This is a genomic window from Rhodococcus sp. NPDC055112 (assembly GCF_053607505.1).
This window is the reverse complement of record NZ_JBSGTR010000005.1, coordinates 51542-64673: the sequence shown is the minus strand read 5'-3', so window position 1 is coordinate 64673 and position 13132 is coordinate 51542. Positions and strand designations below refer to the sequence as shown.

Annotated in this window: 15 protein-coding genes (1 of these 15 only partly in view); 3 read left to right on the top strand and 12 right to left on the bottom strand. The window is 69.0% G+C overall.

Features of this window, described 5'->3' with window-relative positions:
* Positions 1–68: 68 nt before the first annotated feature.
* From ACWFRB_RS04245 to ACWFRB_RS04215, 7 genes are all read right to left on the bottom strand, one after another.
* A complete protein-coding gene (locus ACWFRB_RS04245; RefSeq protein WP_452639075.1) occupies positions 69–1082 on the bottom strand; it encodes a lysophospholipid acyltransferase family protein in 1014 nt (337 codons plus the stop codon).
* Positions 1079–2143, bottom strand: coding sequence for an NAD-dependent epimerase/dehydratase family protein (locus ACWFRB_RS04240; protein ID WP_452639074.1), 1065 nt, complete (start codon positions 2141–2143; stop codon positions 1079–1081). The genes ACWFRB_RS04245 and ACWFRB_RS04240 overlap by 4 nt, the downstream gene beginning before the upstream one ends.
* A 246-nt stretch (positions 2144–2389) precedes the next feature.
* The gene (locus tag ACWFRB_RS04235; protein WP_003402602.1) at positions 2390–2491 is read right to left on the bottom strand and encodes a 30S ribosomal protein bS22; all 102 of its coding nucleotides are present in this window, start codon (positions 2489–2491) and stop codon (positions 2390–2392) included.
* Positions 2492–2712: 221 nt separating this feature from the next.
* Complete coding sequence (locus tag ACWFRB_RS04230; RefSeq protein WP_452639072.1) at positions 2713–2946, bottom strand: helix-turn-helix domain-containing protein; 234 nt, start codon at positions 2944–2946, stop codon at positions 2713–2715.
* A 125-nt stretch (positions 2947–3071) separates the two neighbouring features.
* A complete protein-coding gene (gene proC / locus ACWFRB_RS04225; RefSeq protein ID WP_452639070.1) occupies positions 3072–3887 on the bottom strand; it encodes a pyrroline-5-carboxylate reductase in 816 nt (271 codons plus the stop codon).
* Between the two features lie 56 nt (positions 3888–3943).
* Positions 3944–4828, bottom strand: a complete 885-nt coding sequence (locus tag ACWFRB_RS04220; RefSeq protein WP_452639069.1) for a thioesterase family protein — start codon at positions 4826–4828, stop codon at positions 3944–3946.
* Entirely contained in the window at positions 4825–5508 is a 684-nt protein-coding gene (locus ACWFRB_RS04215; protein WP_452639068.1) for a MerR family transcriptional regulator, read from the bottom strand. Before ACWFRB_RS04215 ends, ACWFRB_RS04220 begins: the two co-directional genes overlap by 4 nt.
* Positions 5509–5616: 108 nt before the next feature.
* Here ACWFRB_RS04215 and ACWFRB_RS04210 point away from each other — a divergent pair, with 108 nt between their 5' ends.
* Positions 5617–6033, top strand: coding sequence for a hypothetical protein (locus ACWFRB_RS04210; protein ID WP_452639067.1), 417 nt, complete (start codon positions 5617–5619; stop codon positions 6031–6033).
* On the opposite strand, the gene ACWFRB_RS04205 is transcribed toward ACWFRB_RS04210, so the two are convergent.
* From ACWFRB_RS04205 to ACWFRB_RS04195, 3 genes are read right to left on the bottom strand one after another with little or no spacing between them, the layout of a single operon-like run.
* Positions 6030–6902, bottom strand: coding sequence for a sugar phosphate isomerase/epimerase family protein (locus ACWFRB_RS04205; protein WP_452639066.1), 873 nt, complete (start codon positions 6900–6902; stop codon positions 6030–6032). The genes ACWFRB_RS04210 and ACWFRB_RS04205 overlap by 4 nt on opposite strands.
* 12 nt (positions 6903–6914) lie before the next feature.
* The gene (locus ACWFRB_RS04200) at positions 6915–8291 is read right to left on the bottom strand and encodes a hypothetical protein (RefSeq protein ID WP_452639065.1); all 1377 of its coding nucleotides are present in this window, start codon (positions 8289–8291) and stop codon (positions 6915–6917) included.
* The gene (locus tag ACWFRB_RS04195) at positions 8288–9241 is read right to left on the bottom strand and encodes a Ppx/GppA phosphatase family protein (protein WP_452639063.1); all 954 of its coding nucleotides are present in this window, start codon (positions 9239–9241) and stop codon (positions 8288–8290) included. The genes ACWFRB_RS04200 and ACWFRB_RS04195 overlap by 4 nt, the downstream gene beginning before the upstream one ends.
* 66 nt (positions 9242–9307) lie before the next feature.
* On the opposite strand from ACWFRB_RS04195, the gene ACWFRB_RS04190 reads away from it, so the two are divergent.
* Positions 9308–10099 (top strand): hypothetical protein, encoded by a 792-nt coding sequence (locus ACWFRB_RS04190; protein ID WP_452639210.1) that lies wholly within the window; start codon positions 9308–9310, stop codon positions 10097–10099.
* Positions 10100–10167: 68 nt separating this feature from the next.
* Positions 10168–10512: a hypothetical protein gene (locus ACWFRB_RS04185; RefSeq protein ID WP_452639062.1), complete on the top strand. Its 345-nt coding sequence runs from the start codon at positions 10168–10170 to the stop codon at positions 10510–10512.
* Here ACWFRB_RS04185 and ACWFRB_RS04180 read toward each other — a convergent pair.
* The gene (locus tag ACWFRB_RS04180; RefSeq protein WP_452639061.1) at positions 10509–11519 is read right to left on the bottom strand and encodes an alpha/beta hydrolase; all 1011 of its coding nucleotides are present in this window, start codon (positions 11517–11519) and stop codon (positions 10509–10511) included. The genes ACWFRB_RS04185 and ACWFRB_RS04180 overlap by 4 nt on opposite strands.
* Positions 11520–11521: 2 nt before the next feature.
* Positions 11522–13132, bottom strand: partial view of a non-ribosomal peptide synthase/polyketide synthase gene (locus ACWFRB_RS04175; protein WP_452639060.1) — the end only. Its footprint extends 25899 nt past the window's final position; 1611 of the gene's 27510 nt are visible here — the last part of the coding sequence; the start codon falls outside the window, past its right edge; its stop codon occupies positions 11522–11524.

Sequence of the window (13132 nt, the reverse complement as noted above, 5' to 3'; positions counted from 1 at the left end):
CGGGGACACCCAGCGACCGCGACGCGGGTTCCCCTGCCGGGCAACCGATCCCGGACGGAACTCCCGATTCAGCCGAGGAACACGTTGCGACGCTGGGCGAGCAGCCGGTACAGGGTCTGCTGAATGGTCTCCCGAACGTGGTCGGTCAGATCGAAGGTCACCATCGGGTCGTCCGCGCACGCCGCGTCGTAGGAGTCGGTCGGGATCGGCTCGCCGAACTCGATGTACCACTTCGACGGCAACGGGATCAGTCCCAGCGGACCCAGGTGCGGGAAGAACGGCGTCACCGGGAAGTACGGCATCCCCAGCAGCCGCGCCAGCGACTTGAGGTCGCCGATCTTCGGGTAGATCTCCTCCGAGCCGACGATCGAGCACGGCACGATCGGGGCGCCGGTGCGCAGCGCGGCGCTGACGAACCCGCCCCTGCCGAAGCGCTGCAGCTTGTACCGCTCGCTGAACGGCTTGCCGATCCCCTTGAATCCCTCGGGGAAGACCGCCGCCACCTCGCCGGTCCGCAGTAGCCGCTCGGCGTCCGGGTTGCAGGCAAGGGTGTGTCCCGCCTTGCGCGCGATGTTGCCGACGACCGGCATCTCGAAGGCGAGATCGGCCGCGAGCATCCGCAGTGGGCGATGCGCCGGATGGTGGTCGAACATCGCCACCGAGGTCATCAGCCCGTCGATGGGGACCACGCCCGCGTGGTTCGCGACCACCAGCGCACCACCCTCGGAGGGCACGTTCTCGATTCCGCGCACCTCGACCCGGAACCAGCTCTCGAACAGCGGCCGGAGTATCGGCAGCCAGACGTTCTCGGTGAAATGCGGGTCGAAGCCGAATTCATCGACCTGGTAGTCGCCGGTGAGCCTGCGGCGGAGGAACTCCGCGATCGCGACGACCGGGTCGGCCACCAGGTCACGGGCCGACTCGAGCACCACACCGGGCAGCGACGGCGACGCCTGCTGCGGGACACCGAACAGCGGGCGCGGCTCGGGCAGGGTTTCGCCTCCCCGCGGCACGGCAGGCGCAGGCCGCGCACGCCGCCCGGCGGCGTCGTGCAACGGGATCACCTTGGCCACATCACTCATCGCTGCTCTCCCCCGACTCCGACCAACTGCTGTACCCGTGATTCGACTGACCGCAGCCAGTCCTCGCTGACCATCGGGCTGATCCCGGCCCCGTTGATCAGATCGTCCAGTCCCTGCATCGTCGTCCACCGCGGCTCGAAGCCCAGCTCGGCCCGCATCCGGCCGGTGTCGAACCCACAGCCGAAGTGGAAGTAGTCGAGCTGCTCCTTGGTGAAGTCCCGCATCGAGGGTCCCATCAGCGCCCGCCCGATGGTGCGGAACAGCTGCGAGGGCACCGGCACCGCGAGGCCACCCGCCCGCCGGACCGCCTGCGAGAGCATCACGACGCCGTCCGCCGCGATGTTGAAGGTTCCCGCGGGACCGGAGACCGTGGCGAGCTCGAGTGCGGCCAGCGCGTCCTCCTCGTGCAGGAGTTGCATCCGGGGATCCCGGCCGAGGACCGTCGGCACCACCGGCGAGTTCAGGTACCGCGAGACGGGCCCGCTCATCCGCGGACCGATCAGCGGCGCCATCCTGAGCAACGAGACCGCGATCTCCGGCCGCCTGCGCCCGAGACTGCGCGCGTATCCCTCGATCTCGATGATGTCGCGAGCGAACGCGCCGCGCGGGGGCGTGCGGGCGCTCATCTCCTCGGTGAACTTCGCCGGGTCCCGCGCGCTGCCGCCGTAGACCGCGCCGGACGAGCGCACCACCACCTTGCGGACGTCCGGGGACTTCTGGCACACCGCGAACAGCTGCATGGCGCCGAGGACGTTCATGTCCTTCATCGCGGCCCGGCTGCCGGACTTCGGGGCCTTCGGGATCGAGGAGGCGTGCACCACGGTGTCGACCCTGGCGTTACGGATCACCTTGCCGATGAGCGGGTTCCTGATGTCGGCCCGCACGAACTCCGCGCGCCCCATCCGCCGCAGCATGTCCTTGCTCGGCGACACCGCGTCAACGGCGATGACCCGCTCGATGCTCGGATTCTGCGCGAGCCGTGCCACCAAATACCCACCGAGGAACCGGCTGGCGCCGGTCACCAGCACCACACCGGGCGGCTGCACTCCGCGGTCGCTCATTACCTCCACACCCCACCCCTGCCTGTCGGGCCACACCTGCGAGCCTAGCCACACCCGGCCAGAACCGCACGACTCTTAACGAGTCCGAAACACCTGTTTACCTGCAATTTTATGATGCCAAAGGAAGAATATTCATCCTCCCGATGCTGGACGTACGCCTAGTCGTCCCCCGAACGCAGCGATGCCCGCCACCTGTCGGTGACGGGCATCGGAGGGACTGGGTCCCACACCTGCGAACTCGGCGATCTACTTACCGAGCTTCCTACGCTGCACTCGCGTCCTACGAAGCAGCTTGCGGTGCTTCTTCTTCGACATGCGCTTGCGTCGCTTCTTGATCACTGAACCCATGGCGGGTGTCCCTCACGTTCTTCTCTAGCGGTCCTGCGCACGCCGGTGACGTACGCGTGCGTTACGAACTGGCGCTCGGCCTCGTATCTGCTAACCCAGCGCCTGATGACACCGGCTGGCTGGCACGACAAGTGATCATCGTACCGGTGCGGCCTCGCTCCGCAGAAACCGAGCTTCCGTTATCCCCCGGAAACAGCATCCGAGGGGACGTCAGGACCGGTTCAGCCCGCGTCGAAATACGAGGTTTCCAGGTAGTCGTGCACCGCCTTCGCATGCACTCGAAATGACCGGCCCACCCGCACCGCGGGCAGCTCGCCGTTGTGCACCAACCGGTACACCGTCATCTTGGAGACCCGCATCAGCGCCGCCACCTCGGCGACGGTGAGAAACTGCGTGCCGCCGACCATGGGTTGACCCTCGGGATTGGACCCCTTCGACTTACTTGTAGACACCATTAATCCACATACCTCCGGCACGTCTCGCGCCGCCGGCTTCCCCTCCGGCGGAACAGACACGCACGTGCTGTAATCAGCTTAGCGGGACGGATGGGGTTACAGCGACGGGTGTGGAGTACCAATATCTATTCGGTACCTCCACCGAGTGCGGCGGACCTGCTCTTCGCGGCCACCAGCGCCTCGTGGAACGCGGAACGGACCCCGCCTCGCTCGAGCTCTCGCAACGCGGCAGCGGTGGTGCCACCCGGCGACGTCACGGCGGCACGCAGATCCGTGGCGGACTCGCCGGACCGGTCGAGCATGGCCGCCGAACCGACCATCGTCTGCACGACCAGCTCGGTCGCGGTTGCCCTGGTCAAGCCGATCCCGACACCCGCATCAACCATCGCCTCGGCGATCAGGAAGAAGTAGGCGGGCCCTGACCCGGAGACCGCGGTGACCGCATCCATCTGTGATTCCGACACCGCGACCACCTTGCCGACCGACGCGAGGATGTCGGTCACCAGAGCGAGGTGCTCCGGCTTCGCGTACCGACCACCGGCGATCGCGCTGACCCCCTCGCCCACCAGCATCGGCGTGTTGGCCATCACGCGCACCACCGGGAACCCGGCGGGCAGCTTGGCCTCGTATCGGGAGGTCGGAAGGCCTGCCGCCAGCGTGACCACCAGCTGTTCGCGGTCGCCGTCCAGATCGACCGACGTCAACTCGGCCATCACCGAATCGACGTCGTTCGGCTTGACCGCGATGACCACGACATCGGCACCCTCGGCGGCATCCGCGATCGTGGTCGCCCTGATCCCGAACAGGCCCGTCAGCTCGGCCGCCCGCGCGGCGAAGGACTCCGCGACGACCAGATCCTTCGGCGCGCGACCCGACTGAAGCAGGCCCGCGATCAGCGCCTCACCGATCCTGCCGCCACCGATCACTGCAATTCTCGTCATGCCCGCAAGCCTGCCATGCAGCGGTCAGGGAGCCGCGACGGAGGTACGGCCCCCGGTCAGCCCTTCGGGATCATGGCCAGCTGACGGCTCTGCACCACGGCGTGCCCGGCCTCGTCGAGGACGAGATGGTCCTCCTCGAACCAGGTGCCGCCCAGCACGGTGGCGCTCGCCATCACCCGCAGCCATCCCGGCGCGGGGAGCCTACGCAGGTAGGTGGTCAGCTGAACGGTCGGCGCCCACCCGAACATGCCGCGGTTCATCGTCACCGGGGCGCTGATGTCGCCGGTCATCAGGGCGAACAGGACCGCGACGTCGGTATCGACCTCGTCCTCGGCGAACGGGCGCACCCACATCCGGTTCACCGGGTCACCCTGCTGCCCGGACAGGAACAGCGCGGCGGACGGATCGACACGCAGGTCGCAGCCCTTCGCGACGTGCACGATCTGCCCCATCGGGTGGTCGGGGGTGATGTGGACGGCGTCGGCGGGCGGCGCGGCGGGCAGATCGGCGAGCGCGAGGGGCTCCTGATGCAGAGGCTCGGCGACGTCCGGCACGCCGAGCGTCACCACCGCGGACACCGCGACCTTCTCACCCTGCATCAGGTCCACATCGACCAGGCACACCTGCCTGCCGAGCTTGCGCACGGTGGTGATCAGCCGCACCTCGCCGGGGTCGGGTGCGTTGAGGTAGCTGGCGCTGACCGCGATCGGCTGCATGGCGCTCGTGTCGATAGGACGGGCCGCGCCTGCCTCCTCGCGCGGCGCCCGGATCACCTCGCGCGCGGCGGCGGCGCACAGGGCCATCATGCAGCCGCCGTGCACCTTCGGCCCAATGGTCCAGATCGGGTCGATCAACGCGGCGAAGGCGCCGTCGCCCAGGTCCGTCAGCGTGGTCAGGTCCGCGAAGGGGCGGGTCGAGGTGAGGGTGGCGGGCTGGGTCATCGGGTTTCCTCTCGGGGGTCCTGCATACTCGCTGAAATGTCTCGAGCCGGCGGAGCGATTCCGGCCGGCGGGAAGCTTCTGGACGCGATGTCCTGGTGGGCGAGCCTGCGCATCGCGGCGATCACGGGCTCGTAGATCGCGGTGCCGAGCACGGCGTACTCGACGGCCGCCTGGGTGGACCCGGTCGGCATCAGCGCGAGGTCGACCTCCGCGATCCCCATGATGTGCCTGCCATAGGCGTCGATGCGTTCGTCGGTCATCGGGATGCCGACATCCTCGACCGCCTTCAGCGCACGCTCGAGCTGGCCGACCGCGGGGAAGGCCGGGTCGTAGACCTGCCCCAGCCGTTCGAGCAGGCGACGGGCGCGGGGATGCTCGCGCACCTCGGCGTCAGCGGCCTCGTCCGGGTAGGGCGGCAGCGTGGCCACCGCCCGCCCGAGGGTGTCGTAGAGCCCGTCGGCGGGTTCGTCGGTCAGTCGGATGATCGCGCGGATCTTGTGGATCGGCAGCCCCGCCCCCGCCAGCGCCTTGATCAGCGCGAGCCGCCGCAGGTGCTCCTGACCGTAGCTGGACTGGGTCGCGCTGGTCGGTTCGCCCGACATCAGGACGCCCTCGCGCAGGTAGTACTTGATCGTCGCCAGCGGGAGACCCGACCGCTCGACGAGCTCGGAGACGCGCATCGGTCCTCCCGGTTGACGGAACTGATTGGATACCTCTACTATCCAATTCACTAGATAGTAACGCTATCCAGACAACCCGAGAATACCCCCCGACCAAGGAGACCCGCCATGGACCCCATTCTCACGATCGTCGTCGGCGTCACCCTCCTCACCGTCGTCGGCATCGCCTTCGGTGGCACGTTCATGCTCCGGATCGTCAGCGGGAAACAGGGTGCCAACGCCCTGCAGAAGACCATGTTCCGCGCCGGGCACGCGCACGCCGGGGTCCTGGTGACCCTCGGTCTGGTGGTCGCACTGCTCACCCAGGCCGCGGGCGTCTCGCCCTGGTGGTCGGCCTCGGGTTCGATCCTCGTGCTCTCGGCCGCGATCTTCGTCCCCGCCGGGTTCTTCTTCTCCGTGATCGGCGCGGACCCCGTGCGTCCGAACGCCTGGATGCGTTCGGTGTGGATCGGCTTCGGGGTGCTGGTCGCCGGGCTGATCGTCGCGGGGATCGCGGTGATCGCCGCCGGCGTCGGTGCGCTCTAGGGCCGGGCCCCAACCGACAGGTGTTCGCGGGCAAAGGCGAGCGACTGCGCGAGCATCGACGACCGCTCGGCCTGGGTGCGCGCGTTCTGGGTGTTGATCTCCAGCACCGCCTGCCCGTCGAAGCCGCTGTCGACGAGGTGCCTGCACAACTGCGCACACGGCTGATTACCGTGCCCTGGGATCAGGTGCTCGTCCACCGACGCGCCCCTCCCGTCCGCCAGGTGCAGGTGGGTCAGGCCCGAACCCATCCGCCGAGCCAGGTCGAGGGCGTCCATTCCCGCCGTCGCGGTGTGCGAGAGGTCGAGCGTGTAGTGCGCGTGATCGCTGTCGGTGGGGTCGTAGCTCGGGGCGAAGGCGGACACCCCCGGGCCGGGCCCGCCGCGCTTCTCCAGCCGTTCGGCCGACTTCGCGCGCTTGCCCCAGAAGCGATCCGCTCGCATCGGGAACATGTTCTCCACCGCGACCGCGACGTCACTGCGCTCCTCGAGCTCGCGCACCTGGTCGGCGAAACCCTCGGAGTACTTGCGCTGCCAGCGGAACGGCGGGTGCACGACCACTGTGCGCGCACCGAGCGCCTCGGCGGCGCGGACCGACTTCTCCAGCTTGGCGGCCGGGTCCGCACCCCACACCCGCTGCGAGATCAACAGGCACGGGGCGTGCACGGCCTGCACGGGGACGGCGTACTTGCGGACCAGCGCCTTGACCGCATCCAGGTCCTGGCTCACCGATTCCGCCCAGACCATCAATTCGATGCCGTCATACCCCAGTTCGGCGGCGTACTCGAACGCCGCCTCGGTGTTCTGCGGATAGACCGAGGCAGTCGAGAGTCCGACGAGGATCTTGTGTGTCCCGGTTCGAGTGCCGTCCATCGCCACCCTCGGTCAGGTCGTGAGCAGGAAGGCGAGCGGACCGATCGTCACGAACACACCGACGATGATCGCGATCAACAGGCTCACCATGTCGTCGGTCTGCCGCAGGATCCGGACCACCGCCACCAGGCCGGCGATCACCAGCACCGCGAGGACCAGCGCCACCCAGGGCAGCACGTCCCACAGCTTCTCGAAGCCCTTGAACAGCAGCCCACCGACCAGCAGGGCGACGATGCCCTGACCGATCAAGACCGCCCACTCGCGGGCCGCGTGCTTGTCGTCTCGTTCGGTGGGCGCGTCCTCGACCGCGACGTCCGGCTCCCGATCCGCGAGATCCTCCGACTCCGCGGGCCCGGGCACCGAGTCCTCGCGCGCCGCGCTGTCGCGCACCGGGTCCTCGGGCGCCGATTCCCTGAGGGCCTGTTCCTTGAATGTAGAGGTCTTCGGCACCACGATCCGCGGGATCTCGCCGGTGACGTGCACCAGCGCCCTTGCCTCCTCCAGCGTCTCGCGACGGGAGGTGCCCGCGGCCCTGGCCTGCCGCATGAGGTCGCCCTCGAGGCTGGACCCGGACAGCAGCGCAGGCTCACGGATGGGGGTGTAAGGGACGAAGGCGGGACGCGGGGCGGACGGAACCTCCGCGACCGGCATGGCCGCGGTCTTCGGCTGCTCCGCGATCGGCGCGCGCATGGAGGTCTTCGGCTTGTCGGCCTGCGCGGGCTTGGCGTCGACCTGATCGAAGGCGCCGGACCGATATTGCGGCGGCAGGGCGGCCGCAGCGGCAGGGGGCGTGACCTCGGGCGCCGCGGTCACGCGGTACTGCGACGGCATCACGGGGGCAGGAGGCGCGGGGGGCGCAGGCGCTGGGGTCGGTGTGACGGGGGCGACTCGTTCGAACTTCGGCGTCTCGAACTTCGGCTCGACCTTCGGAGCCTCGAACTTCGGTGCCTCGACCCTCGGCTCCTCGGCCTTCGGAGGCTCGGGGACCGGCGGGATCGTCGGGCGCTCCCTCTCGGGGACGGTGTACCGCGCGACGACCGAGGGCACCGGAGTCCGGTCTGCGCGCCGGGACCGGGGCTGAGCGGGAGGCGACGGGGTGACGGCCGGTGCGGGCGGCGCGACCGGCTCGGGCGCGGGGGGTGCGACGGGTTCGGGCCGTGCAACGGGCGCGGGCGGCGTGACGGCTACCTCGGGCACCTCGGGGATCGTGTGCCGCGAGTCCTCGGGAGGCCTGACGACGGGGATCTCGCCGGTCAGTTCGGCGACGCTGATCCCGCCACCCGCCACTCCCCTGCGACGACGTCCACCGCGGGACTCGACCTGCTGGCCGTTCCTGGCGAGCAGCTCGGCAACTGAGACCTGCCCGGTGTCCTCGGATCCTTCGCTCATCGCGCACTCACCACTAGTTCTCCGCCCATCTCGGTATCCAGCTTCCGCAGGATCAGCCCCTCACGCAGAGCCCAGGGGCAGATCTCCAGCGAGTCCACCGACAGTGCCCGCATGCTTGCCTCCGCAATCAGTGCGCCCGCCACGATCTGCTGCGATCGGTCCGAGCTCACACCCTCCAATTCTGCGCGGTCCGACGTCGTCATCCTAGAAATGAAAGCGATCAGTTGACGCAGACCGCTGGCAGTCAGTGTCCTCTGTACCCGGGGCCCGGCGGCGGAGGGCGCGGCCCCGGTGAGTCGGGCCAGGGACCGGAACGTCTTGGACGTCCCGACGACCCGATCCGGGGCGCCCGCGGCACGCAGGGCCTTGGCCGGCTCGACCAGCTCGGCGTCGAGCCAGTCGCGCAACACCGCCACCCTGCGCTTGCCGGGCGGGTCGGCCTGCAACCAGTCACGCGTCAACCGTCCGGCACCGAGCTGGAGGGAGAACGCGACGTCCGGGTCCTCGTCGCCGCCCGCGGTCAGTTCCAGCGAGCCGCCGCCGATGTCGAAGTTCAGGATCCGGCCAGCGCTCCAGCCGTACCAGCGCCGCACCGCGAGAAAGGTCAGCCGGGCCTCGTCGACGCCGGACAGCACCTCGAGCGCCACCCCCGTCTCGTCGCGGACGCGGGCCAGCACCGCCTCGGAGTTGTTGGCGTCGCGGACCGCCGAGGTGGCGAAGGCCATCAGCTCCCCGCACCCGGAAGTCGTGGCGATGCTCGCGAAATCCCGCACCGCCGCGACCAGCTTGTCGGCCCCCGACACCGTGATGTCCCCGCGGTCGTCGGTGTTCTCGGCGAGCCGCAGCGTCGACTTGGTGGAGCTCATCGGCGTCGGGTGAGCGCCCCTGTGGGCATCCACCACGAGTAGATGAACCGTGTTGCTTCCGACGTCGAGTACCCCTAACCGCACGTGACCACGGTACTGGGTCTACCGTCGAGACTTGTGACAGCAGGCAACACCACGCCCGATTCGAAGATGGAGCCGACGCAGGAAGTCGACCCCGACTTCCCTCGCGAGTGGATCGAATTCGTGGACCCCGCCAACGCCGAACATCTCGTCGTGGCGGACCTGACCTGGCTGCTTTCGCGCTGGACCTGCGTGTTCGGCACCCCTGCGTGCCAGGGCACCGTGCCGGGACGTCCGGACGACGGCTGCTGCTCGCACGGCGCCTTCCTCTCCGATTCCGACGACAAGGCCAAGCTCGACCGGTCAGTGAAGCTGCTCACAAAGCGTGACTGGCAGTTCATGGAGAAGGGCCTTGGCAAGAAGGGCTACGTCGAGGAGGACGACCTCGACGACGAGCCGGCGCTGCGCACCAGGCGGTACCAGGGCGCCTGCATCTTCCTCAACCGGCCGGGATTCGAGGGCGGGATCGGCTGCGCACTGCATTCGATGGCGCTGCGCAAGGGCATCGAGCCGCTCGAGGTCAAGCCGGACGTCTGCTGGCAGCTGCCCGTCCGTCGCACCCAGGACTGGGTGGAGCGGCCGGACGGCGTGCAGATCCTCAAGACCGTGATCACCGAGTACGACCGACGCGGCTGGGGCGAGGGCGGCGAGGACCTGCACTGGTACTGCTCCGGATCGCCCGACGCGCACGTCGGTTCGAAGCCGGTGTGGCAGAGCTACGCCCCCGAGCTCAAGGAACTGCTCGGCACGCCCGCCTACGAGGAGCTGGCCAAGCATTGCCGTCGCCGCGCGGGACTCGGCCTGATCGCCGTGCACCCGGCGACCACCGCCGCGCAAGCCAAGGCGGCCGTCGAAGAGTAACGGCCTGCCGCGGCCGCTCGATCCACCACATGGGTACCCGATGAGCGGGACCGATGAGGGGAGCGATCATGAACCGACTGCTTGGTGCGGCCGCGGTGGCCGTTGGCACGATGCTGGCGATGGCACCGATGGCGTCCGCCGATTCCCCTGACGACCCGTACGGCTTCAACGCGGTCCGCGACCGGACGGACTACTTCGTCGCGCCCCTGGATCCCGGTGCGCTGGTCGGCCCGAACACCTACAAGCCGATCATCCTGAGCCCGTACGGCGCCACCCGCAAGATCGAGTGCCGCGGCGACGGCCACTACGTCTCGATCCACGAGTGCAAGCAGTACGACACGAACAACGTCGCGCACGACCTCCAGCTGCTCGCCAACCCGATCCGCGATATCTACGTCTACAACCCCTTCTAGCCCTCGAGCCCGAGCGCGCGGGCCAGCACCGGCCACGATCGGTGCAGGGCTTCCTGCCAGTATCCCCACGAGTGGGTGCCCGTCGGCCGCAGGTCGACCTCGGCCGGGATCCCGAGCTCGCCGAGTCGCTGCACCAGCCGCTGGGTGCAGTGGTTGGTCGCGGCCTCGATCGCCCCGCCGACCACGATCTGGTCCTCCAGCGGCGGTGAGGCGGCGGGCCGCGTCGCGCCCGGTTCCTCGAACGGGCCGGGCAGCCCGCTTCCGCTGGAGATGAACAGCTCGAGCCCGCGCAGCTTCTCGGCGTTGACGTACGGGTCGTGCCGGACCCATTCCGGGTCGTCGGTGGGGCCCCACATGTTGCGGGTGTCGCCGCCGCCCGCCCCCTCGACCACGACGCGCACCAACGCCTGCCCGACCGGGTCGCTGGTCATCGCGCAGCCGCTGTACGAGGCGACGCCGCGGTAGAGCCCGGGCGTCTGGATGGCCAGGTCGAGAACCGAGCCGGCCGACATGGACAGCCCGCCGATCGCGTTGACGCCGTTGGCACCGAGCGCCGCGTCGAGCACCGGCGGCAGCTCCTGGGTGAGGAACGTCTGCCACTGGTTGCGGCCGAGCTCCGGGTCGTCACGGCGCCAGTCGGTGTAGTAGCTGATGTACCCGCCGACGGGGATGACGACGTTGACGTCCTTGCCGCCGAAGAAGTCGACGATGTCGGTCTGACGTATCCAGTTGGCGCCGTCCTCGCCACCGCCCGCGCCGTTGAGCATGTACAGCGTCGGGCGCGGGGCGCTGGTGTCCGCCGGGCGGAGCACCTGCAGCTCCACCACCTCGTTCATCGAGGGCGAGTGCACGAAGACGTTCCAGCGCCGATCGCTGACCTTCTCGATGTGGTCGAGCGCGCCGCCACCGTTGGTCTCGATGGCGGCGTTCTCCAGCGCCGCCCCGACCGGCGCACCGACGAGTCCCATCGCCGTGGCCAAAGCGATTGCCGCCACTGCGTCACGCATTCTCAACTGTCGCTCTCCGTTCTGAGGCCTTCATGGATGGTCTTGTCGAGGTGGTCACCGAGGAGCGGACCGATCACCTCGATCGCCGATGGGGACGTCATCTGCCAGTGCGTGACCAGAACCGGGTGATCGACCACCTCACCGGTCACAAAGGGGCGCCAGGTATCCGCGGCACCCGCCGGATCGGCCGCGGCCGTGAAGAACAGCACGTCGCCATCGAACACTCCAGGGCGGTGTCGGCTCATCATGGCATCGTTGCGCTGCGCGGCGGCCAGCAAACGACGTACGTGTTCGCGGGTGAGTCCGCCGAGCGCACCCTCGTCGAGCAGGTCCAGCACCGCCGCGGCGTCGAACTCCCCGGCGTCGAACATTGTCGGGTCGAGATCCCCGACCGCATCCGCCCCGACGCCCAGCCCGGCCATCAGGTCGCCCACGGACAGCGGCTCGCCCGACTCGCCGTCCGCCACGGCATGACTGTCGAGGAGCACCAGCGAGTCCACCCGCTCCCCCGCCGTCTGCAGTTCGACCGCCATCGCCTGGGCGATCACGCCGCCGAGCGACCATCCGGCCAGGTGGTACGGGCCCTGCGGCTGGATGCGCTGGACCTCCTGCAGGTATCGGGCCGCGAGTTCGTCGATCGACCCGGGTTCGCGCTCCTCACGGAGCACCCCGGGGGTCTGCAGTCCGTACAGCGGCCGTGAACTGATGTGGGGAGCGAATCCCGTGTAGCACCACGACAACCCGACGATCGGGTGGACGAAGAACACCGGCTCCGGTTCCCCCGACGGGCGGATCGGGAACACAACATCGAGTTCCGACGCCACCGTCAGCCCGTCAGACGCGTCGATCCGCGCCGCGATCGACGCCGGGGTCTGGCCGATCAGCAGCCATTGCAGCGACACCGGAGCCGACACCGTGGTCCGCAGGGACGAGAGCACCCGCATCGCGGAGAGTGAGTTCCCACCGAGGTCGAAGAAATTGTCGTCAGCGCCGACCCTTTCGACTCCGAGGACGGCGGCGAAAGCGGCGGCGACCGCGACCTCCGTGGGGCTGACAGGTTCCCGATACTCGACCGCCACGCTGCCGAATTCCGGTGTGGGCAATGCCTTCTCGTCCAGTTTGCCGGTCGGTGTCATCGGAACCCAGTCGATCACCACGACCGCCGCCGGAATCATGTGCCGAGGCAGGAACTCCGACACGAATGCCGTGATCCGGGCCGAGTCGGGTTCCGAATTCTCCCGCGCGACCACATACGACACCAGCGCCTGATCACCGGACGCCATCCGTCGGCCGACCGTGACAGCGAAGTCGACGTCCTCGTGGTTCTGCAGGACCGCATCGATTTCGCCGAGCTCGATCCGATGCCCGCGGATCTTCACCTGATGGTCGCTGCGCCCGCTGTACTCCAGTTCGCCTGTGACCGTCCACCGCACCAGGTCGCCGGTGCGGTACATCCGATCACCCTGCTCGCCATAGGGGTTCGCAAGGAAGCGCTCAGCGGTGAGACCGTACTGACGGTGGTAGCCACGGGCCAGAGCCGGGCCGGCGACGTACAGCTCGCCGGATACCCCGACCGGGACCGGCCGTAGGCGGCCGTCGAGCACCATCGCCTC